We start from the raw sequence: 23901 nt of genomic DNA, 5'->3' as shown, positions 1-23901 counted from the left end.
AGAGAGGCTATGAGTAATTCCAGCTTGCGCAGGGAACTGTTGTGGTTCGTGTTCGCCATCGCCACGGCCGTACTGGCGCTGGGCGTCTGGGACGCCTGGCAACGCCGCGCCGAGATGGTGGCCGAACGCAAGACAGAGCTGCGCCATGTCCTGGACCTGGCCGAGTCCATCTTGCGCAATGGCAAGAAAAGCGCGCAGGAGGGCATGCCCCTGGCGCAGGCCAAGCGCGAGGTCGCGCGCCGCCTGGCGGAACTGCGCTATGGCGCGGATGGCTATGTGGGTGCGTTCGGCGACGACTATTCCTTGCTGGTGCATCCCGACGCCAGGCTGGTGGGCACGAACGTGCGCGCCATCAAGGACAGCGAAGGACAGCCCATCTTTGAAAACCTCTACGCGCAGGGCAAGGCGGGCGGCGGCTATGTGCAGTACCTGTTTCCCCGGCCGGGCGCCGAAGAGGCGCTGCCCAAGATCAGCTACGCGGCCTACGACCCGGAATGGGGCTGGCTGATGTTCACCGGCTTGTACGTGGACGATGTCGACGCAGCATTTCGCGGCACCTTGTGGCGCCAGGGCGGCGTGACGCTGGGCCTGCTGATCCTGGTGCTGGCGGCGGCGCTGCGCTTTTTCCGCACGCACATCATCAACCCGCTGGACGAGGCGGTGGTCGTCTGCGAGCGCGTGGCCAATGGCGACCTGTCCAGCATCGTCTCGCGCCATCACCGGGGCGAGATCGGCCGGCTGTTCGACGCGATGGCGCGGATGCAGGAGCGGCTGGACGTGGCGGTGCGCAGCATCGTGCATTCCACCGGATCCATCGCGGCCGCGTCCCGCCAGATCGCCGCGGGCAGCATGGACTTGTCCGACCGTACCGAAAAGCAGGCTGCGGCGCTGGAGCAGACGGCCGCGAGCGTGGAGGAAATCACCGCCACCGCGAAGCAGAGCGCCGACCATGTGCGCGAGGTCAGCGCACTGGCGGGCGAGGCGGCCAAGCTTGCGCGGCAGGGCAGCGATGAAACGCAGCATGCCATCGATGCCATGCGCGAGATTTCGCACAGTTCGCAACGTATCGACGAGATCATCCGCCTGATCGATGAAATCGCGTTCCAGACCAACATCCTGGCGCTCAATGCCGCCGTGGAAGCGGCGCGCGCCGGCGAGCAGGGGCGGGGATTCGCGGTGGTGGCGGGCGAAGTGCGCGCGCTGGCTCAGCGCTCGGCCACCGCGGCCAAAGAGATCAAGACGCTGATCGAGGCCTCGTCCGATTCCGTGGCGCGCGGCAGCCAGCGAGTGGAGCAGGCCAGCGCCACGATGAGCAGTGTGCTGGAATCCGCCGCCACCAGCGCGCCGCTGATGGGCGAGATCGCCACGGCGTCCAACGAGCAAAGCGTGGGCATCGAGCAGATCAACCAGGCGGTGACGCATCTGGACAGCGTGACGCAGCAGAACGCCGCGCTGGTGGAAGAGTTCGCCGCCTCGGCGGCGACCCTGCACGCGCAGGCCGATGACCTGGCGCGCGCGGTGTCCGTATTCAGGCTGTCTGCAGCCGCCTAGAAGATCCCTGGACCACGCTCATGGCCCGTTGCAGCCGCGATCCGAGTTCCCGGCTTGCGGGCATCATGGGCATGCGCAGTTCGTCGGCGATGAGCCCCTGCATGGCCAGCGCGCGCTTGATCGGCGCGGGATTGGGCTCGGAGAACAGCAGGCGGATCAGGCCGCGCAAGGGCTCGAACATCTCACGGGCGGCCTCGGCGTGGCCATCGCGAGCCAGTTGCATGACCTCGACATAGCGCTCCGGATACAGGTGGGCGGCGGCCGGAATGGCGCCGCGGCCGCCGGCCAGGAAGTGGTCCAGCAGCGCCAGGTCCTCGCCGCATAGCGCGTCCAGCGTGCCGCGCGCATTCAGCGTGGCCAGCACCGAAGGATTGCATTCCTTCACGGCACTGAAGTTGGGCAGCGCGGCCAGCGCTTCCATGGTCTCCACAGTCATCGTCACGCCGGTGCGCTTGGGGATGTTGTAGAGGATGATGGGGCGTTCGGTGGCCCAGGCGATCTGCCGGTAGTGCCACAGGATGCCGGCTTGCGACGGGCCCAGGTAATACGGCGGCGGCACCAGATAGCCGGCGGGCGCGTACTTGTCCAGTCGGCGGACCGCCGTCGCCACGCCGCGCGTGTCGACGCCGCCCGCGCCGAACACCAGCGGCAGCGCGTTCGTGTCGCTGGAGATGGCCTCGATCATGTCGATCTTTTCGGGCATACCCAACAGATTGCCTTCACCGGTGGAACCGAACAGCACCAGGCCTGCGATGCCGGCGTTGCGGTAGTAGCGGGCAAGCGCCTGCGCGGCGTCCAGGTCCACATATCCGCCGCGCATGGGCGTGACCATGGGCAACCAGAGGCCCTCGAAAACAGTCTTGGCTGGCATGTCCATGGCTTATTGCACCGTGATGGCAGGGGCCGGGCGCACCGGGCCGAATTCTGCCTGGGGCAGGCCGCACATGACGGCATGCATCAGGGCGTCCAGTTCGCTGCGCGCGCATTGCAGCTGCAGCGTGCTCTGCGCATGGGCGTGGTCTACCGACAGCAGGTAGACGCCGATGCGATCACCCAGTTCGCGATGCAGCGCCAGCCGCACGTTCAGGGCATCCAGCGTGTCTATCCTGACCGTCAGCGCGACCATGTCGGATTGCGCTTGGGGCGCCACGCGCGCGGCGTGCTGAGGTTCGGGCGTACGGTTCAGGCGGCGATCCAGTCGGGGAATCATGGCGGGGGAGGGACGGAGGCGCCGCTTGCGGCGATCCGTGTATCCGGTTGGTTGATGACGATTCCACTATAGGAATCCCGCCATAAATCCTGCCGATAAAAGCGGGCGGGGCGCATAAAAATCGCGTCAATGCCCGCGTGCGCTCAGAACGTCTTGGTCAGCGACAGCAGGCCCGTGGCGCGGCCCATGTCGCGGCCATGCGTATTGGTGTAGACGGCACGGTCGGCGTTGGTGTCCAGGTAGGCCAGGGATACCGACAGCCCCTGGCCGAAGTCCTTGGTCAGGCCCAGCTTCCAATCGGTGTAGGAGCCGTTGTCGACGTTGCGCACGTTCTGGCGGCCGATGTGGGCGTTGATCGTCAACCCCCAGACGCCGGTGTCGAAATTGCCGGACAGGTCGAAGTACTGGCTGTACTTGCTGTCGGCGAAGCCGAACAGGTTGGTCATGGCGATCGAGTACTTGAACATCACGGGGCCGTAGCCGATGCCGGCATACAGTTCGGTGGTGTCCGGGCTGGTGTAGCCGGACGGATAGTCGCCCGGGTAGTAGTACTGCAGGACGCCCAGGTCCACCGGCACGCCGTCCGCGAGATTGCCTTTGTAGCCGCCGTAGAAGTCCATTTCCACGGGCGCGGAGACCTCGCTGTTGCTGTCGTTCAGCCAGCTGATGTTGGAGTTCCAGTTGCCCAGGTAGAAGCCGCTGGCGTGGGCGAGGTCGAAGCCGCCCTGGATCGCGGGCTTGTTGTTGGTCTGCATCAGGCCGCGATAGCGGTATTGGCTGGCCAGCGTGACGTTGGCCGTCAGGGTGTAGTCGGATGCGGTGGCGGGAGTCTCGGCCGCGGCGGGCGCGTCGCTGGCTTGCGCCGTGGCGGTCAGGGTCAGCAGCGCAAGCGCGGCCAGGGTGTTGCGGGACATGGAATGCTCCTGGTGTTGAACGGGATCGCAACAATAGGAGGATTGGCATAAAGCGCGAGACAAGACTCGCGCGTTCCGCGTAAAGGCCGCATCAACGCCTGCTTGCCTCATCCCGCGAAGCGGTAGCCCACGCCGATCTCGGTCATCAGGAACACGGGCTGGGCGGGATCCGCTTCCAGTTTCTGGCGCAGATGGCCCATGTAGATCCGCAGGTAGTGGTTGCTTTCGACGTGCGAGGGGCCCCAGACCTCGCGCAGCAGTTCGCGGTGCGTCATGACCTTGCCGCGATGCGCCAGCAAGGCCGCCAGCAGCCGGTACTCCATAGCGGTCAGGTGCACATGCTGGCCGTTGCGTTCGACGACCCGCTTGGAAAAGTCCACGCGCACATCGCCGAACGCGATTTCGGCCGCATTGCCCGCGCCGCCCCTGGCATGGCGCCGCAGCAGCACGCGCAGGCGCGCCAGCAGTTCGCTGACGCCGAAGGGCTTGGTCAGGTAGTCGTCGGCCCCGGCGTCCAGCGCGGCCACCTTGTCGGCCTCGGCGCTGCGCGCCGACAGCACCAGCACGGGCACTTCGGTCCAGCCGCGCAGCTCCCGGATCAGCGTCATGCCGTCTTCGTCGGGCAGCCCGAGGTCCAGCACGATCGCGTCGGGCTGCCGGGTGCCGGCCTCGATCAGGCCGCGCTTGACGGTGTCGGCTTCATGGACCACGCAACCCTCGCTCTCCAGGGCCTGGCGGACGAAGCGCCGGATGTTGGCGTCGTCTTCGATGATCAAGACGGCAGGCTGGTAGTCGAACATGTGCAAGGGGCTGTCAAGGGGTTTCGGGTTGGATCGCGGGCGGCGTGCCCAGCGGCAGGCTGAAGACGAACTGTGCGCCAGAGGCCTGCCCCGGCGCATGTTCAACCCAGATTCGGCCGTGATGGGCCGTGATGATGGCTTCGCACACCGCCAGGCCCAGGCCGACGCCGGGCGTGGAGGATTCGCGTTCGCCGCGCGTGAATTTCTCGAAGATGCGGCGTTCCGCGCCGGGCGGCACGCCGGGGCCGTTGTCGCTGACGGCCACGCGCAGCTCGTCTTCATGGACGGCGGCGTGCAGGTGCAGGGTGCTGCCGGCCGGCGTGTACTTGGCGGCGTTTTCCAGCAGATTGCACAGCACGCGTTCGATCAGGACGCCGTCGCATTCCACCAGCGGCAGCTGCGACAGACTGGCCACCGTGACCCGGTGCGCAGCCAGTGGCTCCCGCAGGGCGGCAAGCGAGGCTCCCACCAGTTCTTCGATGGATTGCCATTCCAGGCGCAGCGGGGTGTCGCGGTTCTGCAGCCTCGCCATGTCCAGCAGATTGGCGACCAGCGCATGCATGCGCTGTGCCTGGTCGCGCATGGCGCGGATGGTTTCCTGGATGTCCGCGGGCAGCGCGGCCTGCTGGCGCATCAGCGTGTCGGTCATGCCCACCAGGCTGGTCAGCGGCGTGCGCAGGTCGTGCGAGACCGCGGCCAGGAGGGAGTTGCGCAGCTTTTCGGATTCCATGCTGACCAGGGCCTGCTGCGCCACTTCCACATAATGCAGCCGCTCCAGCGCAATGGCGATCAGGGTGGCGTAGGCCTCGATCTGGCGGCGCGAATCGGGATGGGTGAACAGGCTGCGGCGCGGCGCCGCCAGCGCCAGCACGCCGCGGGTGCGCATGGGCGCCTTCAGCGGCAGGTACAGCAGTTCGCTGTTGGACAGGGTGGAGGTGCCCGCGCCCGCTGGCTGGCCGTGGTCGTAGACCCATTGGGCCAGCGCGGACTCCAGCGGCGGCATGTCGTCGGCGGCGGCCGAGGCCAGCTTCAGGCGGTCGTCCAGGCCCAGGATATAGAGCGCGCAGCGCGAGCCGAAGGTGGCATGCACGAACGAGCCGGCCAAGGCCACGATCTGCTCGGGCAGCAGCGCGGACGACAGTTCCCGCGCGAATTCATACAGGCTGCGCGCATCGGCCTCGCGCTTGACCGAGGCTTGCGCCTGCAGCCGCAGGCCGGCCGTCAATTGGCCGATCAGCAGGCCCACGCCCAGCAGCACGCCGAAGGTCAGCAGGTATTGCACATCGGACACGGCAAACGACGCCAGGGGCTGGACGAAGAAGAAGTCGAACAGTCCCACGCTGACGACCGAGGCCAGCGCCGCCGGGCCCCGGCCATGGCGCAGCGCCACCGCCACCACCGCCAGCAGGAAGAGCATGACGATGTTGGTCTGGTGCAGGGCTGGAAAGGCGAGCGCGGACAGCGCCGTGGCCGCCGCGCAATAGCACAGGGCCCAGGCATAGCCGGCCAGCGGCCGCGTGTTGCGTTCGTCGGCGGCCTGGCCGGCGCGGCGTCCCAGCGTGAGCGGGTTGCGTCCGGGCGCCGCCTGGGCGGGCAGCGGGGGGGCGCCCAGCCGGATGATGTCGATTTCGGGGCAGCCCGCGGCCAGCATGTCGGCAAAGCTGTGGCGGCGCCACAGCCAGCCCGGCGCCATGGCGGCGTTCAGCAAGGCCGAAAGCGACAGCCGGAGGCGCTGCAGGCCGCCGGCGCGCGTGCGGCCCACTATCGCCTTGGTGATGTTGTGGCGGCGGACATAGCGCACCACCGCGTCGACCATGTCGCCGCCAGCCAGCGTTTCGGTGCGGGCGCCCAGCGTATCGGCCAGCGCCAGGCTGTGCTGCAGCCGGTCCTGCTGCGCGGCCGGCGGCGGCGCCGCGCGCGGCGTGTCGATGGTGACGACGTGCAGATCGCAATCGAGCTGCTGGCTCATGCGGTGGGCGCTGCGGATCACGTACTCGGCGTCGACGTCGGGCCCGATGCAGGCGACGATGGCCTCGCGCGTGCGCCATACGGGCTCGATGGCGCGGTCGCGGCGATAGGCCTGGACATCGTCGTCAACGTGGTCCGCGGTGCGGCGCAGCGCCAATTCGCGCAGCGCGATCAGATTGCCTTTGCGGAAGAAGTTCTGCGTGGCGTGGCGGGCCTGTTCGGGCAGATAGACCTTGCCTTCCTTCAGGCGGCGCAGCAGCTCGTCGGCGGAAAGGTCGACGAGCATGACCTCGTCGGCTGCGTCGAAGACCTCGTCGGGCACCGTCTCCCAGACGCGCACGCCCGTGATGCTGCCGACCGCCTCGTTCAGGCTGTCCAGGTGTTGTACGTTCAGCGTGGTCCAGACGTCGATGCCGGCCGCCAGCAGTTCCTGGATGTCCTGCCAGCGCTTGGCGTGGCGCGAGCCCGGCGCATTGGAATGGGCCAGCTCATCCACCAGCACCAGCTCAGGATGGCGCAGCAGGGCGCCGTCCAGGTCGAATTCCTTCAGCACATGGCCGCGATAGGCCACATCCTTGAGCGGGAGCACGGCCAGCCCTTCGAGCAGCGTCGCGGTTTCCCGGCGGCCGTGGGTTTCGACGATGCCGGCCAGCACGTCGACGCCTTGCGCGGCCTGCGCGCGGGCCGCCACCAGCATGGCGTAGGTCTTGCCGACCCCGGCCGAGGACCCGAAGTAAACGCGCAGCTTGCCGCGCACCGCCAGGCGCGCGGCATCGTCCAGGGTTTTCAAGAGCGCGTCGGGATCGGGACGCTCGCCAGCAATTTCAGCCATGAACGCGCAAGAGGTGGGAGGGAACGGCTGGCAATACTATACGCCGCGCCATCAGCGCGCCGCGCCCAGCTTGTCCAGCGCCAGATTCAGCTCCAGAACGTTGACCACCGGATCTCCCAGCACGCCCAGCAGGGGCCTGTCGGTATGAGCCTGGATCAGGGCGTCGACCTGGGCGCGCGGCAGGTTGCGGGCGCGCGCCACGCGCGCCGCCTGGTAGGCCGCCGCGGCGGGGCTGATGTGGGGATCCAGTCCGCTGCCCGACGCGGTGACCAGGTCCACCGGCACGGGGGTAGGGTTGTCCGGGTCGGCCGCCTTCAGGGCCGCGATGCGCGCCTGGATGGCCTCGGCCAGCGCCGGGTTGCGCGGGCCGAGGTTCGAGCCCCCGGAGGCCGCCGAGTTGTAAGGCATGGGCGCGGTGGCCGAGGGGCGGCCCCAGAAATACTGTGGCGAGGTGAACGACTGGCCGATCCATGCCGAGCCGACGACTTTGTCGCCCTGCTTGATGAGCGAACCGGCGGCCTCGTGGGGGAAGACGGCCGCGGCCAGGCCGCTGGTCAGGAAGGGATAGGCCAGACCGGTCACGAGCGACAGGGAGGCGAAGACGACCAGCGCGGGGCGCAGGATGCCGCCTTGGCGCGGCGGGAGGGTAGCGGGTTTCATGATGAATTCCTTTCAGTAGGGACCGGGCCTCAGACCCAGCCCAGGGCGGCCAGCACCATGTCGACGAGCTTGATGCCGACAAAAGGCACCAGCAGGCCGCCCAGGCCATAGATGAGCAGGTTGCGGCGCAGCAGCACCGAGGCGCCCAGCGGGCGGTAGCGCACGCCCTTCAAGGCCAGCGGGATCAGTACGACGATGATCAGCGCGTTGAAGATCACGGCCGACAGGATGGCCGAGGCCGGCGTCGTCAGGGCCATGATGTTCAGCACGTTCAGCTGCGGGTAGACCGTGGCGAAGGCGGCCGGGATGATGGCGAAATACTTGGCCACGTCGTTGGCCACGCTGAACGTGGTCAGCGCGCCGCGCGTCATCAGCATCTGCTTGCCGATCTCGACGATCTCGATGAGCTTGGTGGGGTTGGAGTCCAGGTCCACCATGTTGCCGGCTTCCTTGGCGGCCTGGGTTCCCGAATTCATCGCCACGGCCACGTCGGCCTGCGCCAGCGCCGGCGCGTCGTTGGTGCCGTCGCCCGTCATCGCCACCAGCCGGCCTTCCGCCTGATAGGCGCGGATGAGCTTGAGCTTGGCCTCCGGAGTCGCCTCGGCCAGGAAGTCGTCGACCCCGGCTTCGGCGGCAATGGAGGCGGCGGTAAGCTTGTTGTCGCCCGTGATCATCACGGTCTTGATGCCCATGCGCCGCAGCTCGGCAAAGCGCGACTGGATGTCCGGCTTGACGATGTCTTTCAGTTCGACCACGCCCAGCGCGCGGTTGCCGTCGCTGACCATCAGCGGCGTGCTGCCGCGCCGCGCGACGTCTTCGGCCAGGCGCAGCGCCTGTTCGGGCACGGTGGCGTCCTGCGCGGCCAGCCAGGACTGGATGGCGTCGACCGCGCCCTTGCGGATCATGCGCTCGCCCAGGTTCACGCCGCTCATGCGCGACTGCGCCGTGAAAGGCACGAACTCGACTCCGGTCATGCGGGCGGCGGGAGCGTGCATGGCCTTGTCGGCCAGCGCCACGATGCTGCGGCCTTCCGGCGTCTCGTCGGCCAGCGAGGCCAGGCGCGCGGCCTCGGCCAATTCACGCGGGGACACGCCCGGCGCGGGCAGGAAGGTGGAGGCCTGGCGGTTGCCGAAGGTGATGGTGCCCGTCTTGTCCAGCAGCAGCACGTCGACGTCGCCGGCGGCTTCGACCGCGCGGCCCGAGGTGGCGATGACGTTGGCGCTCATCATGCGGCTCATGCCCGCCACGCCGATGGCCGACAAGAGGCCGCCGATGGTGGTGGGGATCAGGCAGACCAGCAGCGCGACCAGCACCGTCACCGTGACGGCGGCACCGCCGCCCGCCGTGGAGACCGCGTAGAGCGAGAACGGCATCAGGGTCACGACCACCAGCAGGAAGACCACGGTCAGTCCCACGAGCAGGATGGTCAGAGCCAGTTCGTTGGGCGTCTTCTGGCGCTTGGCGCCTTCGACCATCGCGATCATGCGGTCCAGGAAGCTCTCGCCGGGATCGGCAGCGATGCGCACGAAGATCCAGTCCGACAGCACTCGCGTGCCGCCCGTCACCGACGAGAAGTCGCCGCCGGATTCGCGGATGACGGGCGCGGATTCGCCCGTGATGGCGCTTTCGTCCACCGAGGCCACGCCGGCGATGACCTGCCCGTCGCCAGGGATGGTTTCCCCCGCTTCGATCAGTACCACGTCGTCGCGACGCAGCAGGCCGGATGGCTGGCTGACGGCCTGATCGCGCCACTGCCCGGGTTGCGCGTCTAGGGCGTCCGCGTCGCGAAAGCCCTTGAGCAGGCGCGCATTGATGGTGGTGCGCAGGCCGCGCAGGGTTGCCGCCTGCTGTTTGCCGCGGCCTTCGGCCAGGGCCTCGGCGAAGTTGGCGAACAGCACGGTGAACCACAGCCACACGCTGATCGCCAGGATGAAGCCCGCGGGGGCTTCGGCCTGGCCGCGCAGCGCCATGACCCACAGCGCGGTGGTGAGAATGCTGCCCACGTAGACCACGAACATCACGGGGTTCTTGAGCTGCGCGGCGGGCGACAGCTTGCGCAGGCTGTCCAGCAGGGCGGGCCCGACCAGCGAGCGCGACCACATGCCGAACGGACGTTTATGCGTGTCAGCCGAAGGCACGTGGGCGGCGCCGCCGCCAGTGCCGGTAGTTGGCATTTCAATCTTGGCCATTTTCTTTCCTAGCCTGTTGCATCAGGGTTGCAGGTGTTCCGCGACCGGGCCCAAGGCCAGCGCGGGCACATATGTCAGGGCGCCCACCAGCAGCACGGCGCCGATCAGCAGCACCACGAAGAGGGGGCCTGTCGTGGGCATGCTGCCGGGGCCGGCGGGAATCCGGCGCTTGGCGGCCAGCGAGCCGGCCATGGCCAGCACCGCGATGATCACGGCGAAGCGGCCGAACCACATCGCGATGCCCAGCAAGACGTTGTAGAAGGGCGTGTTGGCCGACAGCCCGGCAAAGGCACTGCCGTTGTTGTTGGCGGCCGACGACAGCGCGTACAGGATCTCCGAGAAGCCATGGATGCCCGGGTTCAGCACGCCTGCCTGGCCGGCGGACACGGACACCGCCAGGGCGGTGCCGCCCAGCACCAGCAAGGGCGTGGCGAGGATGACGATGGACACCATCTTCATGTCGTAGGCTTCGATCTTCTTGCCCAGGTACTCCGGCGTGCGGCCTATCATCAGGCCGGCGATGAAGACGCCCAGGATCGCGAAGGCCAGCATGCCGTAGAGCCCCGAGCCCACGCCGCCGTATACGACCTCGCCCAGCTGCATCAGCAGCATCGGCGACAGGCCGCCCATCGCGGTCAACGAGTCGTGCATGCCGTTGACCGCGCCGCAGGACGCGGCCGTCGTGACCGTGGCGAACAGCGAGGTGGCGGCGATGCCGAAGCGGGTTTCCTTGCCTTCCATGTTGCCGCCGGGCGAATAGGCGCTGAGCGCGCTGTCGGCGCCGGCCTGCGCGGCCATGGGGTTGGGCTGCTGCTCGAAGTAGGCGGTGCTGAGCGCGAATACGGCGAACAGCAATGTCATCGCCGCCAGGATCGCGATGCCCTGGCGCCGGCTTCCCACCATCTCGCCGAACGAGAAGCACAGCGCGGCCGGTATCGCCAGGATGGCCAGCATCTCCAGGAAGTTCGCCAGTGGCGTGGAGTTTTCGAACGGATGCGCCGAATTGGCATTGAAGAAGCCGCCGCCATTCGTGCCCAGCAGCTTGATGGCTTCCTGGGATGCGACGGGCCCCATGGCCAGGGTCTGCGTGCGGGTGACGGCCGGGTCCGTGACTGCGCGGCCTTCGGCGTCCAGCACCGGCTGGCCCTGCGCGTCGACGCGGGGCTGGTCGTAATGCACGGCCTCGACCGTCTGGACTTCCTGGTAGGGGCTGAAGTTCTGGATCACGCCCTGGCTGACCAGCGCCAGCGCCAGCACCAGGGACAGCGGCAGCAGCACATAGAGCGTGCAGCGGACCATGTCGGCCCAGAAGTTGCCTACGGTGGCGGAGCAATGCCTGGCCAGTCCGCGTATCAGCGCAAACAGCACGGCGATGCCGGTGGCGGCCGAGACGAAGTTCTGCACCGTGAGCGCCAGCATCTGCGTCAGGTAGCTCATCGTCGACTCGCCGGCGTAGCCCTGCCAGTTGGTATTGGCGACGAAGCTGATGGCGGTGTTCAGGGCGGAGTCCGGCGACACCGCGCCCATGCCGGCGGGGTTCAGGGGCAGCAGGCCCTGGACGCGCTGCAGGGCGTAGACCGCGACGATGCCGGTGATGTTGAAGGCCAGCACGGCCAGGGCGTAGCGTTTCCAGCCCATCTCGGTCTGGGGGTCGATGCCAGCCAGGCGGTAGATGCCGCGCTCTATCGGGCGGCCCCAGGCGGTCAGGCGGGAGCGCCCGTTCTCCATGGCGATGCGGATGTAGCGACCGAGCAGGGGGGCGATCGCAAGCAGGACTGCCAGGTACAGGACCAGCAGTCCGACGAATTCGGCGGTCATCAGAATTTCTCCGGTTTAAACAGTGCGACCAGCAGGTACACGAACAGCAAGGCGGCCGTCAGGCCGCTCAGCCAGTAGAGCCAGCTCATGGTTGCTCTCCCGAAGACAGGGCTTCGCAGAATCGGAGCAGGGCGGCAGTCAGCCCGGCCATGACGGCGAAGATGGCGATATAGATGACATCCACGTTTTTCCTCCCGGGAGCTCGGCTCCCTTCGAACGACTGGCCTGCGCGGCGAAAGCGGATGCGCACCGGGCAGGCGAGGTGACCAATCAGGACACCGGCAGGTTACGGAGCAGGGGGTAAAAACGGGGTATAGCTTGGGGAGGGGGGTGTAAACAGAACGTAAAGACGGCGGGCCCGGCGAGCCGCCCGTTCCGTGCCCGGATTCGGGCATGGCGAAAACGCGGGGATGCCCCGGGATGGCCATCCCCCATCTTGATGAACTGAGGGAAGCTCAAGATTTAGGCCATCAGCCCGCCTGGCAGGCGGAAAAATCCCAATATTTAGTACAGGCCGATCAAAATGCACTTATATGGTGCAGGGAATATGTAAATGAATGCTCCGTCTTAGGGCATTCCCCTAGTGTGACAATCCCGCATCTGGTGCAGAATCTCTTCCCATGCAGGTGAGGAGACAAAGCCCTGCATGGGCAAATACCGGCGGCACCGGTACATAAAAAAAGTAAAGCAGTACTCAAAAAAAGCAAACGCACGACGGCTGGCACCAGGCAGTGCCAGCCGTTGTCGCATAAAAAGCCAGAATTTCACGCTCCAGGGCTTTTCAAGCGCAGCGTTTAGCGATATCAGGTAGGGGTCCTGTTCATCCTAGCTATGCCGGAATCGCGCCTCACTCCTTCCCAGAACTCCTCCACGCCCTACTGGCGCCGCAACCTGCGGCTGATCCTGCTGCTGCTTGCCGTCTGGGCGGCGCTGACGTTCATCCCTTCATTTTTCGCGCGCAGCCTGGCCTTCGATTTCATCGGCTGGCCGTTCGCCTTCTGGATGGCCGCCTATGGCGCCCCGCTGGCCTATCTGATCATCATCGCCGTCTACGCCCGGGTCATGAATCGCGCCGATGAGCGCGCCGAAGAGACCGGGGAGCCGCGCTGATGCCGTTCTTCAGCGGAGACACTCCCCAGCAATTCCGTATCCGGCTGCGGCGCATCTACGTGCTGTACACGGCCGGCTTCGCCTTGATGATCCTGCTGATGGCGCTGGCCGAGATCCTGGGCATGCCGCGCAACTGGATCGGCTACGTGTTCCTGCTGGTCACCGTCAGCCTGTACGCGGGCATCGGCATCGTCTGCCGCACCTCCGACCAGGTGGAGTACTACGTGGCCGGCCGCCGCGTGCCCGCCATCTACAACGGCATGGCCACGGCCGCCGACTGGATGTCGGTGGCGTCCTTCATCGGCGTGGCCGGCACGCTTTACCTGACCGGCTATGGCGGGCTGGCCTACATCATGGGCTGGACGGGCGGCTATGTGCTGGTGGCGATGCTGCTGGCCCCGTATCTGCGGCGGTTCGGCCAATACACCATTCCCGATTTCATGGGCGCGCGTTATGGCGGCAACCTGCCGCGCCTGGCCGGCGTGGCCTGCGCCATCCTCTGTTCGTTCACCTATCTGGTCGCGCAGATCTACGGCGTCGGCATCATCACCACGCGCATGACGGGCATTTCGTTCGAGCTGGGCATCTTCGTGGCGCTGGGCGGCATGCTGGTCTGCTCGTTCCTGGGCGGCATGCGCGCGGTCACCTGGACGCAGGTCGGGCAGTACATCATTCTTGTCATCGCCTATCTGGTGCCGGTGGTCTGGCTGTCGATCAAGCACACCGAAATGCCCCTGCCGCAACTGTCGGCCGGCGCGGTGCTGCAGCAGGTGACCGAGAAAGAGGTCTATCTGCAGAATGATCCGTCCGAGATCGAGGTGCGCCGCCTCTGGCAGCAGCGCGCCGATGAAATGGCGCGCCGCGTGGAAGCGCTGCCCGAATCCTGGACGCTGGAAAAGGACAAGCTGCGCAGCCGGCTGGCCCAGCTGAATGCCAGCGACGCGCCCATGGTCGAGATCCGTTCGGCCGAGCGGGAACTGGCGGGCTATCCACCCACTGTGGAGGACGCGCGCGTCGCCTGGTCGCAGTCCAAGGCGTCCTTCGAGGCGCGGGCGGCTCCGCTCACCCCGCATGCGGAGCCTTTCCCGGCGAAGGATCCCGAGGAGCGGCGCAATATGCGCATCAATTTCCTGGCGCTGGTGCTGTGCCTGATGCTGGGCACGGCGGGCATGCCGCATATCCTGATGCGCTCTTACACCACGCCGTCGGTGATCGAGGCGCGCAAGTCGGTGTGCTGGTCGCTGCTGTTCATCCTGCTGCTGTACTTCATGGCGCCGGCGCTGGCGCTGCTGGTGAAGTACGAGGTCTACACGCAGGTGGTGGGATCAAATTTCCTCAGCCTGCCAAACTGGGTGCATGCCTGGAGCGCCGTCGACAGCAACCTGCTGGACGTGACCGACATCAACCGGGACGGCGTCGTGCAGCTGAGCGAAATCAGCATGGGGGCGGACGTGGTGGTGCTGGCCATGCCCGAGATCGGCGGGCTGCCCTACGTGATTTCCGGCCTGGTGGCGGCGGGCGGGCTGGCGGCGGCCTTGTCGACCGCCGACGGCCTGCTGCTGACCCTGTCCAATTCCCTGTCGCACGACATGTGGTACCGCGTGGTGTCGCCGCGCATGTCGGCGGGGCGCCGGGTGATGGTGTCCAAGATCCTGCTGCTGGTGGTGGCCTTTGGCGCGGCCTGGGTGGCGGCGCGCAAGCCCGCGGATATCCTCTTCATGGTGTCGGCGGCATTCTCGTTTGCCGCCTCGTCCTTCTTTCCCGCCCTGGTCATGGGCGTGTTCTGGCGGCGCGCCAACAAATGGGGCGCGACCTTGGGCATGGCGGCGGGGCTGGCCGTCACATTCGCCTATATGACCCACACGAATCCCTGGCTGCGTGAATTGGTGCTGGGCATTTCGCGCACGCAGCCCGTGGACCTGTGGTGGGGCATCCAGCCTATCGCGGCGGGCATCTTCGGCGCGCCGGTGGCTTTCCTGACGATCGTGGTGGTGTCCCTGCTGACGCCGCCGCCCGACCGCGCCACGCTGGCGCTGGTGGACTACCTGCGCAATCCCGCGGCGCCCAAGCCGCAGGCCGGGAACATCTAGGGGGCGGGGCAGGCGTCGGCGCGGCGGTTGGCCGGATCGGCGCAGGCGGCCCACGCCGCGTCGGGCATCGCCTGAAGCAGCGTGTAGATCTGCCCCGGCGCCCACATCCACTGCACGCCGCCGGGCGCGCGGCCCGCGGCCTCCCAGATGCGCTTGCGCTGCGCGGCGCTCATGGTGAACTGGCCGCCGTTGCCGCCGTTGCCGCTGTTGCCCTGGGCCAGCACGGCCGAGGGATCGCGTTTCGCGTCGTACACGTCGCGGTCGCTGTCGCCCCTGGGCTGCACGATGGCCCAGTCGTAGTGGTAGGAATCCAGCGCAGGCGCCTTCCAGCCCGGGCCGGGCAGCACCAGCACGGGGTGATTCGTCCGCACGGTCCGGTACGGCGGCGCCGATGCCGCCGCGTCGTCCCGCCACGGCCGCAGATAGCGTTGCGCGGGCCTGCCGTCGCTGTCGTGGACCACGACCTCGCGCGCCTGATCCCGTCCGTCGGGATAGCGGATGGTCCGCAACAGCCGGCCCGCCGCGCCGTGCACATAGCGGACCTGGGGCTTGGGGGCATCGCCGCAGGCGCTGGCGCCCAGTTCGGCCAGCCAGCCGTGTTCGTCGTAGCGCAGGCAGTAGCTGGCGGGCGGATTCGGCCGGCCGTCCCAGGCGCGCGAGCGCAGCGCATAGCCGGTCAGCCGGCCGGCGCCGTCGTAATGGAAGCGAGTTTCCTCGTCAGGCTGGGGCAGGGCGGCGCCAGGCGACGCCCGGAAGTCGGCCACGACGCTGGGGCTGTATTGGGCAATGCCGCAAAGATGCCTGCCGCCGTCCGCGCCGCGCTCAAAGCGCAACACTGTGGCGCCGATGCGCGCGCCGGGCGCCGCCGCGTACACCGACCAGTCCACCTGCTCGGCCCAGATGAAGGGCGTCGCGCGCGTGCCGGTCTCCACGTCCACGCGGGGCAGCCAGGTCCTGATCCGCGAGCCGTCCAGTCCCAGCAGCGTGTTGGTCTCGTCCAGCCGGATGTCGGCCACCAGGGTCTCCCGGTCGCCGGATGCGGCCAGGGGCTGGCACAGGGCCCAGGCGAGTCCCGGGGCCGCGGACAGGGCCGCCAGGGCCAGCAGGCGCAGGGCGGAGTCAGTTCGCGGCATTGTGCAGGTAGACGATCAGGCCCCAGAGTTCGCCGCTCACGCCGCCCAGGCGCAGGGCGCCTTCGCGCGATTCCATCAGCAGGAAGGGATAGGCCTTGCGTTCGAGCGTGCCGGAGGGCGGCAGCCGGTAGGGCGTGAAGTTCTCGGGCGACAGCAGGTAGGCGTTGGTCATGTCGCCCACGTCCACATGCATGTACCAGACGGTCAGGTCCGGGCCTTTCAGCGCAGCTTCCGTTTCCGGATAGATGCCGCCCTGGCCGGCCGGGATGGCGCTTTCCAGCACCCCCATGAACACCGGTCGCGGGCCGTACCGCGGAACATATGCGCCGTCGCTGCCACGCTGCGTGAAGGTGCCCCGGATGAACCCCGCCGCGCGGGAACCGGGCACCACGGTGCGCTCGAACATGGCGTCCAGTTGCTCGCCGCTGATCGGGCGGCGGGTGGCCGACAGCCTGTCCATGTCCTGCGTGAAGTCCTTCAGCCAGGTCCGGTAGCGCTGGAGTTCGGCCGCCCGATTGAAGTCCTGGGCCGTTGCGCTGCCCGCCAGCAGGCAGCCCAGGCACAGCCAGGCCGCCATCCAGCGGCGCAGCGCCCGATGCGCGACGGCCGTGACGTGGGCCATCAATGCGAGACGGATTTCGAGAAGACGTTCATCACCACCACGCCGGCGATGATGAGCCCGATGCCGATGAGCGCCGGCGTGTCCAGGTGCTGCTTGAACAGCACCGCGCCCACGATGGAGATCAGTACGATGCCCACGCCGGACCAGATGGCGTAGGCGATGCCCACTGGAATCTCGCGCAGGGTCAGCGACAGGAAATAGAACGAGATCAGGTAGCCGAACACCGTGACGATGGACGGCATCAGGCGGGTGAAGCCCTCGGACCCCTTCAGCGCGCTGGTGGCGAAGATCTCGGCGACGATCGCCACGCCCAGGTAAAGCCATTTCATTTGCGGGGTCCTTCCGACTGCCGCAGCAGCACCAGCAGGGCGCCCGCGCCGCCTTCTCGTTCGGGCGCCTCGGAAAACGCCAGCACCTCGTTCTTCTGTACCAGCCAGGTGCGCGCCTTGTCTTTCAGCACCGGCTCCAGGCCTTGCGAGCCATAGCCCTTGCCGTGCACGATGCGCACGCAGCGGATGCCGTGCTCCTGGCATTCATCCAGGAACGACAGCAAGGCATGGCGGGCCTGCTCGACGCGCAGGCCGTGCAGGTCCAGTTCGGCGCCCGCGCGCCATTGGCCGCGGCGCAGGTTGCGCGCGGTATCGGGGGCGGCGTCGCCGCGCACGAAGGCGGTGCCGGCTTCGGACAGCAGATGCGTAATCTCGCCGCCGTCGGAGACGCCGGCGTCGGCGCGGTTGGGCGTTTCGCCCAGAGCGTTGGCGCGGCGCAGCGCCGGGGCGGGCTCCGCCACGGGCTTGTGCTCCACGCGGGCGTCATGCTTGATCGGCGTGACTGATTTCATGGTGCGCTTGAACGCCGCCATGTCGTCCAGGGGGGCGGACTCGGGCTTTTTCAGCACCGCCACCCGCTGAGCGAGGGCGGTGCGTTCACGTTCGGCCTGAAGATCCTTCTTCAGGCGCTTCAGGTCGGCCAGGCCGACCTTACTGCCCCGCATTCTCCAGCCACCGTTGTGCGTCCAGGGCAGCCATGCAGCCCGTGCCGGCGCTGGTGATGGCCTGGCGATAGACGTGGTCCTGCACGTCGCCGGCGGCGAATACGCCGGGCACCGAGGTCATGGTGGCCATGCCGGACAGGCCGCTCTTGGTGATGATGTAGCCGTCCTTCATTTCGAGCTGGCCCTGGAAGATTTCCGTGTTGGGCTGGTGGCCGATGGCGATGAACGCGCCGGTGACGGCCATGTCTTCGGTGGCGCCGGTGTCCACGTGGCGTACACGCACGCCTGTAACACCGCTGTCGTCGCCCAGCACTTCTTCCAGCGTGTGGAACAGCTTCAGCTCCATGTTGCCGGTCTCGACCTTGCTCATGAGCTTGTCGACCAGGATGGGTTCGGCGCGGAACTTGTCGCGGCGGTGGATCAGGGTGACCTTGCGGCAGATGTTGGACAGGTACAGCGCTTCTTCGACGGCGGTATTGCCGCCGCCGACCACCACCACGTCCTGGTTGCGGTAGAAGAAGCCGTCGCAGGTGGCGCAGCCGGACACGCCGCGGCCCATGAAGGACTGTTCGGACGGCAGGCCCAGGTACTTGGCCGAGGCGCCGGTCGCGATGATCAGGGCGTCGCAGGTGTAGATCTTGCCGGTGTCGCCCGTGAGGGTGAAGGGGCGCTTGGACAGGTCGACGCTGGCGATGTGGTCGAACAGCATCTCGGTGTTGAAGCGCTCGGCGTGCTTCTGGAAGCGCTGCATCAGGTCCGGACCCTGCACGCCATCCGCGTCCGCCGGCCAATTGTCGACATCCGTGGTGGTCATGAGCTGGCCGCCTTGGGCCAGACCTGTAACAAGAACAGGGCTCAGATTGGCGCGTGCCGCATAGACGGCCGCCGTGTAACCGGCGGGGCCGGAACCGAGTATCAAAACTTTAGCGTGCGTAGGCGTGGACATGGGCGGGTATCTTTAGGTTAACGCCCAATTATAATGAGCCGCATGCCGCGTATCTCGACTGCTTCTCCGCGCGCCTCGCGCAACACCCGCAACGGCCCTTCGCCGCTACAAACGCGCATTTCCGCGTTGCTGCGCGAAGCCCGCTGGATCCTATTTGCCGCCCTGGCGGCCTGGCTCACCCTGGTGCTCGCCACCTGGACCGCGTCCGACCCTGGCTGGTCGCATTCCGTGCCGGGCGATGTGGTGCACAACCACGGTGGCCGGCTGGGCGCCTATCTTGCGGACATCCTCCTGTATCTATTCGGCTTTTCGGCCTGGTGGTGGGTCATCCTGCTGCTGCACCGCGTGCGCGCCGGCTACCGGCGCCTGGCCGCGCAGCTTCGTGTTACCAATAGTAAACAGCCGGAAGTGTTGCCGCGCGTCCACTGGGAAGAGGGCATCGGCTTCTTCCTGCTGATGGTCGGCTCGCTGGGCATGGAGGCCTTGCGCCTGGCCAGCCGCGGCACGCATCTGCCGGGCGCCTCGGAAACCACCAGCGGCGCGGGCGGGGTCATCGGCCAGACGCTGGCCGACCTGATCGGCAACAGTATTGGCTTTACCGGCAGCACGCTGGCCTTCCTGGTCATGCTGGCCATCGGCCTGAGCCTGTTTTTCTCGTTCTCGTGGCTCTCGGTCGCCGAACGCGTGGGTTCCTGGCTGGAAGGCATGGTGCGCCGCGTGCGCGACTCCTACGCAGCCCGTGAAGACCGCAAGGTTGGCGAGGTGGCCAAAGCCGTGCGCACCGAGCAGGTCGTGGCCAAGCAGGAAAAGCTGGTCCACGAGCAGCCTGTCCGCATCGAGCCGGCCATTACCGTCGTGCCGAAGTCCGAACGCGTCGAAAAGGAAAAGCAGCAGTCGCTGTTCTTCGCGCCCTCGGGCGGAGCCGAGGGCGACCTGCCGGCCATCAGCCTGCTGGATCCCCCGCTGAACAACCAGGAAACCGTGTCGGCCGAGACCATCGAGTTCACCTCGCGCCTGATAGAAAAGAAGCTGGCCGACTTCGGCGTTTCCGTCACGGTGGTGGCGGCGCAGGCCGGACCGGTCATTACCCGCTACGAGATCGAGCCGGCCACCGGCGTCAAGGGCAGCCAGATCGTCAACCTGGCCAAGGACCTGGCGCGCGCCTTGAGCCTGGTCAGCATCCGGGTCGTGGAAACCATTCCCGGCAAGAACCTGATGGGCCTGGAACTGCCCAACCCGCGCCGTCAGATGGTGCGCCTGTCCGAGATCCTGGGTTCGCAGACCTATCACGCCAGCCATTCGGTGGTGACGATGGCGCTGGGCAAGGACATTGCCGGCAATCCGGTGGTGGCCGACCTGGCCAAGATGCCCCACCTGCTGGTGGCGGGCACGACCGGCTCGGGCAAGTCCGTCGGGATCAACGCCATGATCCTGTCCTTGCTGTACAAGGCCGACGCTTCCCATACCCGCCTGATCCTGATCGACCCGAAGATGCTCGAAATGAGCGTCTACGAAGGCATCCCGCACCTGCTGGCGCCGGTCGTCACCGATATGCGCCATGCCTCCAACGCGCTGAACTGGTGCGTGGGCGAAATGGAAAAGCGCTACCGCCTGATGAGCAAGATGGGCGTGCGCAACCTGGCGGGCTACAACACCAAGATCCGCGATGCGATCAAGCGCGAAGAGCCGATCCCGAATCCGTTCTCGCTGACCCCCGACCAGCCGGAGCCCCTGGCGCCGCTGCCGACCATCGTGGTGGTCATCGACGAGCTCGCCGACCTGATGATGGTGGTGGGCAAGAAGATCGAAGAACTGATCGCCCGCCTGGCGCAGAAGGCGCGAGCCGCCGGCATCCACCTGATCCTGGCCACGCAGCGCCCCAGCGTGGACGTCATCACGGGCCTGATCAAGGCCAACATCCCGACGCGCATCGCCTTCCAGGTGTCGTCCAAGATCGACTCCCGCACCATTCTTGACCAGATGGGCGCGGAGACCCTGCTGGGCCAGGGCGACATGCTCTACATGCCGCCGGGCACCGGCCTGCCGGTGCGCGTGCACGGCGCCTTCTGCAGCGACGATGAAGTCCATCGCGTGGTGGAAAGCCTGAAGGCCCAGGGCGAACCGAACTACATCGAAGGCCTGCTGGAAGGCGGGCTGGACGGCGACGGCGGCGAAGGCGCCAGCAGCGTCACCGGCATCGGCGGGGACGCCGAGTCGGACCCGATGTACGACCAGGCCTGCGAAGTGGTGCTCAAGCACCGCCGCGCCTCCATTTCTCTGGTGCAGCGTCACCTGCGCATTGGTTACAACCGTGCGGCCCGGTTACTGGAACAGATGGAGCAGTCGGGTATGGTGTCGGCGATGCAGTCCAATGGCAACCGCGAGATCCTGGTTCCCGCAGCCGCAGCCGCCCGAGAGGAAGCATGATGAAAACGTTTCGCCGCCTGGCCGCCATCGCGGCCCTCAGCCTGTCGCCGGCCCTGGCGTTCGCCGCCGGCGCGCAGGAGCAGTTGCGCGCCTTCGTAGCGACGGTCACCTCGGCCACCGGCTCGTTCTCGCAATACACCGTGAACGACCAGGGCCGCACCCAGCCTGCGCAGACCGGCGTCTTTTCCTTCCAGCGCCCCGGCAAGTTCAAGTGGGCGGTGCAAAAGCCTTATGAACAACTGGTCATTTCCGACGGCCGCCAGGTATTCCAGTTCGACCCCGACCTGGCCCAGGTGACCGAGCGCAAGGTCGACGCCGCAATCGGCACCTCGCCCGCCGCGATTCTCTTTGGCTCGGGTTCGCTGGAGCAGTCTTTCGACGTGTCGCCGCTGCCGGCCAAGGACGGCGTGGAATGGCTGCGCGCCAAGCCGCGCACCGCCGACGCGGGCTTTTCGCGCGTGGATATCGGCATGAAGGACAACCTGCCCGTGCGCGTGGAGCTGCTGGATTCGTTCGGCCAGACCACCCGCGTCGACCTGTCGGCCATCCAGGCCAACCCGTCGCTGCCGGCCAAGGAATTCCAGTTCACCGCGCCCAAAGGCGTGGATGTCGTGAAGATGTAGCTTCCGCAAGCGCCATCCGCGCCGCGGATGGCTGGCAGGCAGGCAAAAGGCCCGGCATGAAGCCCGGGCCTTTTGCATTGCGTCTTGCGAAGTTTCCCTTACGGGCGCTTGTACGCCACGCAGTCGATTTCCACCTTGGCGTCGACCATCAGGCTGGACTGTACGCAGGCGCGGGCGGGCGGGTTTTCGCCGAAGTATTCCTTGAACACCTTGTTGAACGACGGAAAGTCGCGGGCGTCGTCCAGCCACACACCGCAACGCACCACATGCTCGGGGCCGTAGCCGGCTTCCTTCAGGATGGCCAGCAATTGCTGGATCGCCTTGTGGCTTTGCGCCACGGTGCCGCCCTCGATCACTTCGCCGTTTTCCATCGGCACCTGGCCGGACACGTGCAGCCAGCCGTCGGCCTCGACCGCGCGGGCGAAGGGCATGTGCGAGCCGCCCTGGCCGGTGCCGCCACCGACGCCGTAGCGGGTGATGCCGTTCTTGTCGGGAGTGGGGGTGGTGCTCATGGGATGCTCCTTGGATATCTGGTTCGGCAGGTGTCCGACACCTGGTTATTGGAAACTGGCGCGCAGGTCGCCGTTGCGCGGCAGCCAGCGGCCGGCACGATCGCCGGTGGGCTGTTCGTGCTGGTAGGAAAGGGCGCCGTTGACCCACACCGCCTCGATGCCCGCTGCCGTCTGCACCGGGTCGGCGAAGGTGGCGCGGTCGATGACGGTGTCGGGGTTGAACAGCACCAGGTCCGCGTGATAGCCCTCGCGCACCAGGCCGCGTTCGGCCAGGCCGAAGCGGGCGGCGGACAGGCCGGTCATCTTGTGCACGGCCTGCGCCAAGGGGAACAGGCCTACGTCCCGGCTGTAGTGGCCCAGCACGCGGGGGAAGGCGCCCCACAGCCGCGGATGCGGCATCGGGTCGTTCGGCAGGCCGTCGGAGCCCACCATGGTGAGCCGGTGCGACAACACCCGGCGCACGTCGTCCTCGTGCATGTTGTGATACACCGCGCCGGCCGGCTGCAGGCGCCTGGCGGCGTCCATCAGCGTGACGCCCCATTCGGCGGCGATGTCGGCCAGCTTGCGGCGCGCCTGCTCCGGGTGCGGCACCGACCAGGTGATGTCGATGTCGAATTCGTCGGTCACCTGCTTCAGATCCAGCGTGGACGAGCTGGCGGAATAGGGATAGCAGTCGCAGCCCACGTGCTGCAGGCGTCCGGCGTTTTCCAGCGTGAACAGGACTTCCTTCGTGCGGCCCCAGTTGCCGGCGCCGGCGCACTTCAGGTGCGACACCACCACCGGCACGCGGGCGTGCTGGGCGATGTCGAAGGCTTCCTGCATGGCTTCCAGGATGGCCGCGAATTCCGAACGCAGGTGCGTGGTGTACAGCGCGCCGAACTCGTCCAGGGCCTCGGCCAGCAGCTTGACCTCGGCCGTGTCGGCTTCGAAGGCGGATGCGTAGGCCAGGCCGGTGCTCAGGCCGATGGCGCCATGCGCCAGTGCGTCGCGCAATTGGGCGCGCATCGCCAGCGCTTCATCGCGGGTGGCGGGGCGGTCCAGGCGATCCATGTGGTTGCTGCGCAAGGCGGTGTGGCCCACCAGCGCGGCCACGTTCACGGCCGGCCGGGCGGCCTCGATGGCGCGGGTGTAGTCGGCGAACGTGGGGTAGCTGAAGTCTTCCCGCTTGCCCAGCAGGTTCATCGGGTCCGGCGGCTCGCCGCGCAGCGATACGGGCGACGCGCTGATGCCGCAGTTGCCCACGACCACCGTCGTCACGCCCTGCGACAGCTTGGGCAGCATTCCCGGGGTGCGGATGACGTTGGTGTCGTCATGGGTATGCACATCGATGAAGCCGGGCGCCAGCGCCAGATCGGTGCCGTCGATGATCCGGCGGGCAGGGGCGCCGGGCAATTCGCCGATGGCGGCGATGCGGCCGTCGGCGAGCGCCACGCTGGCGCGGTATTCGGCGCCGCCGGTGCCGTCCAGGATACGGACGTTGCCTATGAGAGTGTCGTACATCA

At 67.4% G+C, this 23901-nt stretch carries 21 protein-coding genes; 5 read left to right on the top strand and 16 right to left on the bottom strand.

The window, feature by feature from the left end; all coding sequences use genetic code 11:
- Window positions 1-9 precede the first annotated feature (9 nt).
- Window positions 10-1551 (top strand): methyl-accepting chemotaxis protein, encoded by a 1542-nt coding sequence (locus tag HLG70_RS16615; RefSeq protein ID WP_171661876.1) that lies wholly within the window; start codon window positions 10-12, stop codon window positions 1549-1551.
- Here the strand turns inward: HLG70_RS16615 and HLG70_RS16610 are convergent.
- From HLG70_RS16610 to kdpF, 9 genes are all read right to left on the bottom strand, one after another.
- A complete protein-coding gene (locus HLG70_RS16610) occupies window positions 1529-2428 on the bottom strand; it encodes a 4-hydroxy-tetrahydrodipicolinate synthase family protein (protein WP_171661877.1) in 900 nt (299 codons plus the stop codon). The genes HLG70_RS16615 and HLG70_RS16610 overlap by 23 nt on opposite strands.
- Before the next feature lie 3 nt (window positions 2429-2431).
- Window positions 2432-2761, bottom strand: a complete 330-nt coding sequence (locus HLG70_RS16605; RefSeq protein ID WP_234103109.1) for a hypothetical protein — start codon at window positions 2759-2761, stop codon at window positions 2432-2434.
- Between the two features lie 143 nt (window positions 2762-2904).
- Complete coding sequence (locus HLG70_RS16600) at window positions 2905-3675, bottom strand: TorF family putative porin (RefSeq protein ID WP_171661878.1); 771 nt, start codon at window positions 3673-3675, stop codon at window positions 2905-2907.
- Window positions 3676-3782: 107 nt separating this feature from the next.
- Window positions 3783-4475: a two-component system response regulator KdpE gene (gene kdpE, locus HLG70_RS16595; protein WP_171662033.1), complete on the bottom strand. Its 693-nt coding sequence runs from the start codon at window positions 4473-4475 to the stop codon at window positions 3783-3785.
- Between the two features lie 13 nt (window positions 4476-4488).
- Entirely contained in the window at window positions 4489-7275 is a 2787-nt protein-coding gene (locus HLG70_RS16590) for a sensor histidine kinase (RefSeq protein WP_171661879.1), read from the bottom strand.
- Between the two features lie 51 nt (window positions 7276-7326).
- Window positions 7327-7935, bottom strand: coding sequence for a potassium-transporting ATPase subunit KdpC (gene kdpC / locus HLG70_RS16585; protein ID WP_234103107.1), 609 nt, complete (start codon window positions 7933-7935; stop codon window positions 7327-7329).
- A 29-nt stretch (window positions 7936-7964) separates the two neighbouring features.
- Window positions 7965-10124, bottom strand: a complete 2160-nt coding sequence (kdpB, locus tag HLG70_RS16580; protein WP_171661880.1) for a potassium-transporting ATPase subunit KdpB — start codon at window positions 10122-10124, stop codon at window positions 7965-7967.
- A 21-nt stretch (window positions 10125-10145) separates the two neighbouring features.
- Entirely contained in the window at window positions 10146-11942 is a 1797-nt protein-coding gene (gene kdpA / locus HLG70_RS16575; protein ID WP_171661881.1) for a potassium-transporting ATPase subunit KdpA, read from the bottom strand.
- Entirely contained in the window at window positions 11942-12031 is a 90-nt protein-coding gene (gene kdpF, locus HLG70_RS16570; protein WP_035183859.1) for a K(+)-transporting ATPase subunit F, read from the bottom strand. Before kdpF ends, kdpA begins: the two co-directional genes overlap by 1 nt.
- 742 nt (window positions 12032-12773) lie before the next feature.
- Between kdpF and HLG70_RS16565 the strand changes: the two genes are divergently transcribed.
- Complete coding sequence (locus tag HLG70_RS16565) at window positions 12774-13052, top strand: DUF4212 domain-containing protein (protein WP_171661882.1); 279 nt, start codon at window positions 12774-12776, stop codon at window positions 13050-13052.
- Complete coding sequence (locus HLG70_RS16560) at window positions 13052-15142, top strand: sodium:solute symporter family protein (RefSeq protein ID WP_171661883.1); 2091 nt, start codon at window positions 13052-13054, stop codon at window positions 15140-15142. The genes HLG70_RS16565 and HLG70_RS16560 overlap by 1 nt, the downstream gene beginning before the upstream one ends.
- Here HLG70_RS16560 and HLG70_RS16555 read toward each other — a convergent pair.
- Genes HLG70_RS16555 through trxB form a run of 5 tightly spaced genes read right to left on the bottom strand, consistent with a single transcriptional unit; the run spans window position 15139 to window position 18837 of the window.
- The gene (locus HLG70_RS16555) at window positions 15139-16275 is read right to left on the bottom strand and encodes a hypothetical protein (protein WP_171661884.1); all 1137 of its coding nucleotides are present in this window, start codon (window positions 16273-16275) and stop codon (window positions 15139-15141) included. The genes HLG70_RS16560 and HLG70_RS16555 overlap by 4 nt on opposite strands.
- Window positions 16262-16897 carry a hypothetical protein gene (locus tag HLG70_RS16550; protein ID WP_171661885.1) on the bottom strand — a complete coding sequence of 212 codons (636 nt, stop codon included), beginning with the start codon at window positions 16895-16897 and terminating at the stop codon, window positions 16262-16264. The genes HLG70_RS16555 and HLG70_RS16550 overlap by 14 nt, the downstream gene beginning before the upstream one ends.
- Window positions 16897-17226, bottom strand: a complete 330-nt coding sequence (locus HLG70_RS16545; RefSeq protein WP_171661886.1) for a DMT family transporter — start codon at window positions 17224-17226, stop codon at window positions 16897-16899. Before HLG70_RS16545 ends, HLG70_RS16550 begins: the two co-directional genes overlap by 1 nt.
- Entirely contained in the window at window positions 17223-17891 is a 669-nt protein-coding gene (locus HLG70_RS16540) for a Smr/MutS family protein (RefSeq protein ID WP_171661887.1), read from the bottom strand. The genes HLG70_RS16545 and HLG70_RS16540 overlap by 4 nt, the downstream gene beginning before the upstream one ends.
- Window positions 17878-18837 carry a thioredoxin-disulfide reductase gene (gene trxB, locus HLG70_RS16535; protein WP_171661888.1) on the bottom strand — a complete coding sequence of 320 codons (960 nt, stop codon included), beginning with the start codon at window positions 18835-18837 and terminating at the stop codon, window positions 17878-17880. Before trxB ends, HLG70_RS16540 begins: the two co-directional genes overlap by 14 nt.
- Window positions 18838-18879: 42 nt before the next feature.
- Here trxB and HLG70_RS16530 point away from each other — a divergent pair, with 42 nt between their 5' ends.
- Both HLG70_RS16530 and lolA read left to right on the top strand, forming a co-directional pair.
- Window positions 18880-21264, top strand: coding sequence for a DNA translocase FtsK (locus tag HLG70_RS16530; RefSeq protein ID WP_171661889.1), 2385 nt, complete (start codon window positions 18880-18882; stop codon window positions 21262-21264).
- On the top strand, window positions 21264-21887 hold the full coding sequence (gene lolA / locus HLG70_RS16525) for an outer membrane lipoprotein chaperone LolA (protein WP_171662035.1): 624 nt from the start codon (window positions 21264-21266) through the stop codon (window positions 21885-21887). Before HLG70_RS16530 ends, lolA begins: the two co-directional genes overlap by 1 nt.
- A 98-nt stretch (window positions 21888-21985) precedes the next feature.
- Here the strand turns inward: lolA and HLG70_RS16520 are convergent, their stop codons facing one another.
- Window positions 21986-22399, bottom strand: a complete 414-nt coding sequence (locus tag HLG70_RS16520; RefSeq protein WP_171661890.1) for a RidA family protein — start codon at window positions 22397-22399, stop codon at window positions 21986-21988.
- A 45-nt stretch (window positions 22400-22444) separates the two neighbouring features.
- Window positions 22445-23899, bottom strand: coding sequence for an N-acyl-D-amino-acid deacylase family protein (locus tag HLG70_RS16515; RefSeq protein ID WP_213697125.1), 1455 nt, complete (start codon window positions 23897-23899; stop codon window positions 22445-22447).
- Window positions 23900-23901: the final 2 nt, after the last annotated feature.

Source organism: Achromobacter deleyi, from assembly GCF_013116765.2.
Taxonomy (GTDB): domain Bacteria; phylum Pseudomonadota; class Gammaproteobacteria; order Burkholderiales; family Burkholderiaceae_B; genus Achromobacter; species Achromobacter deleyi_A.
This window is presented reverse-complemented; position numbering and strand designations above follow the sequence as displayed.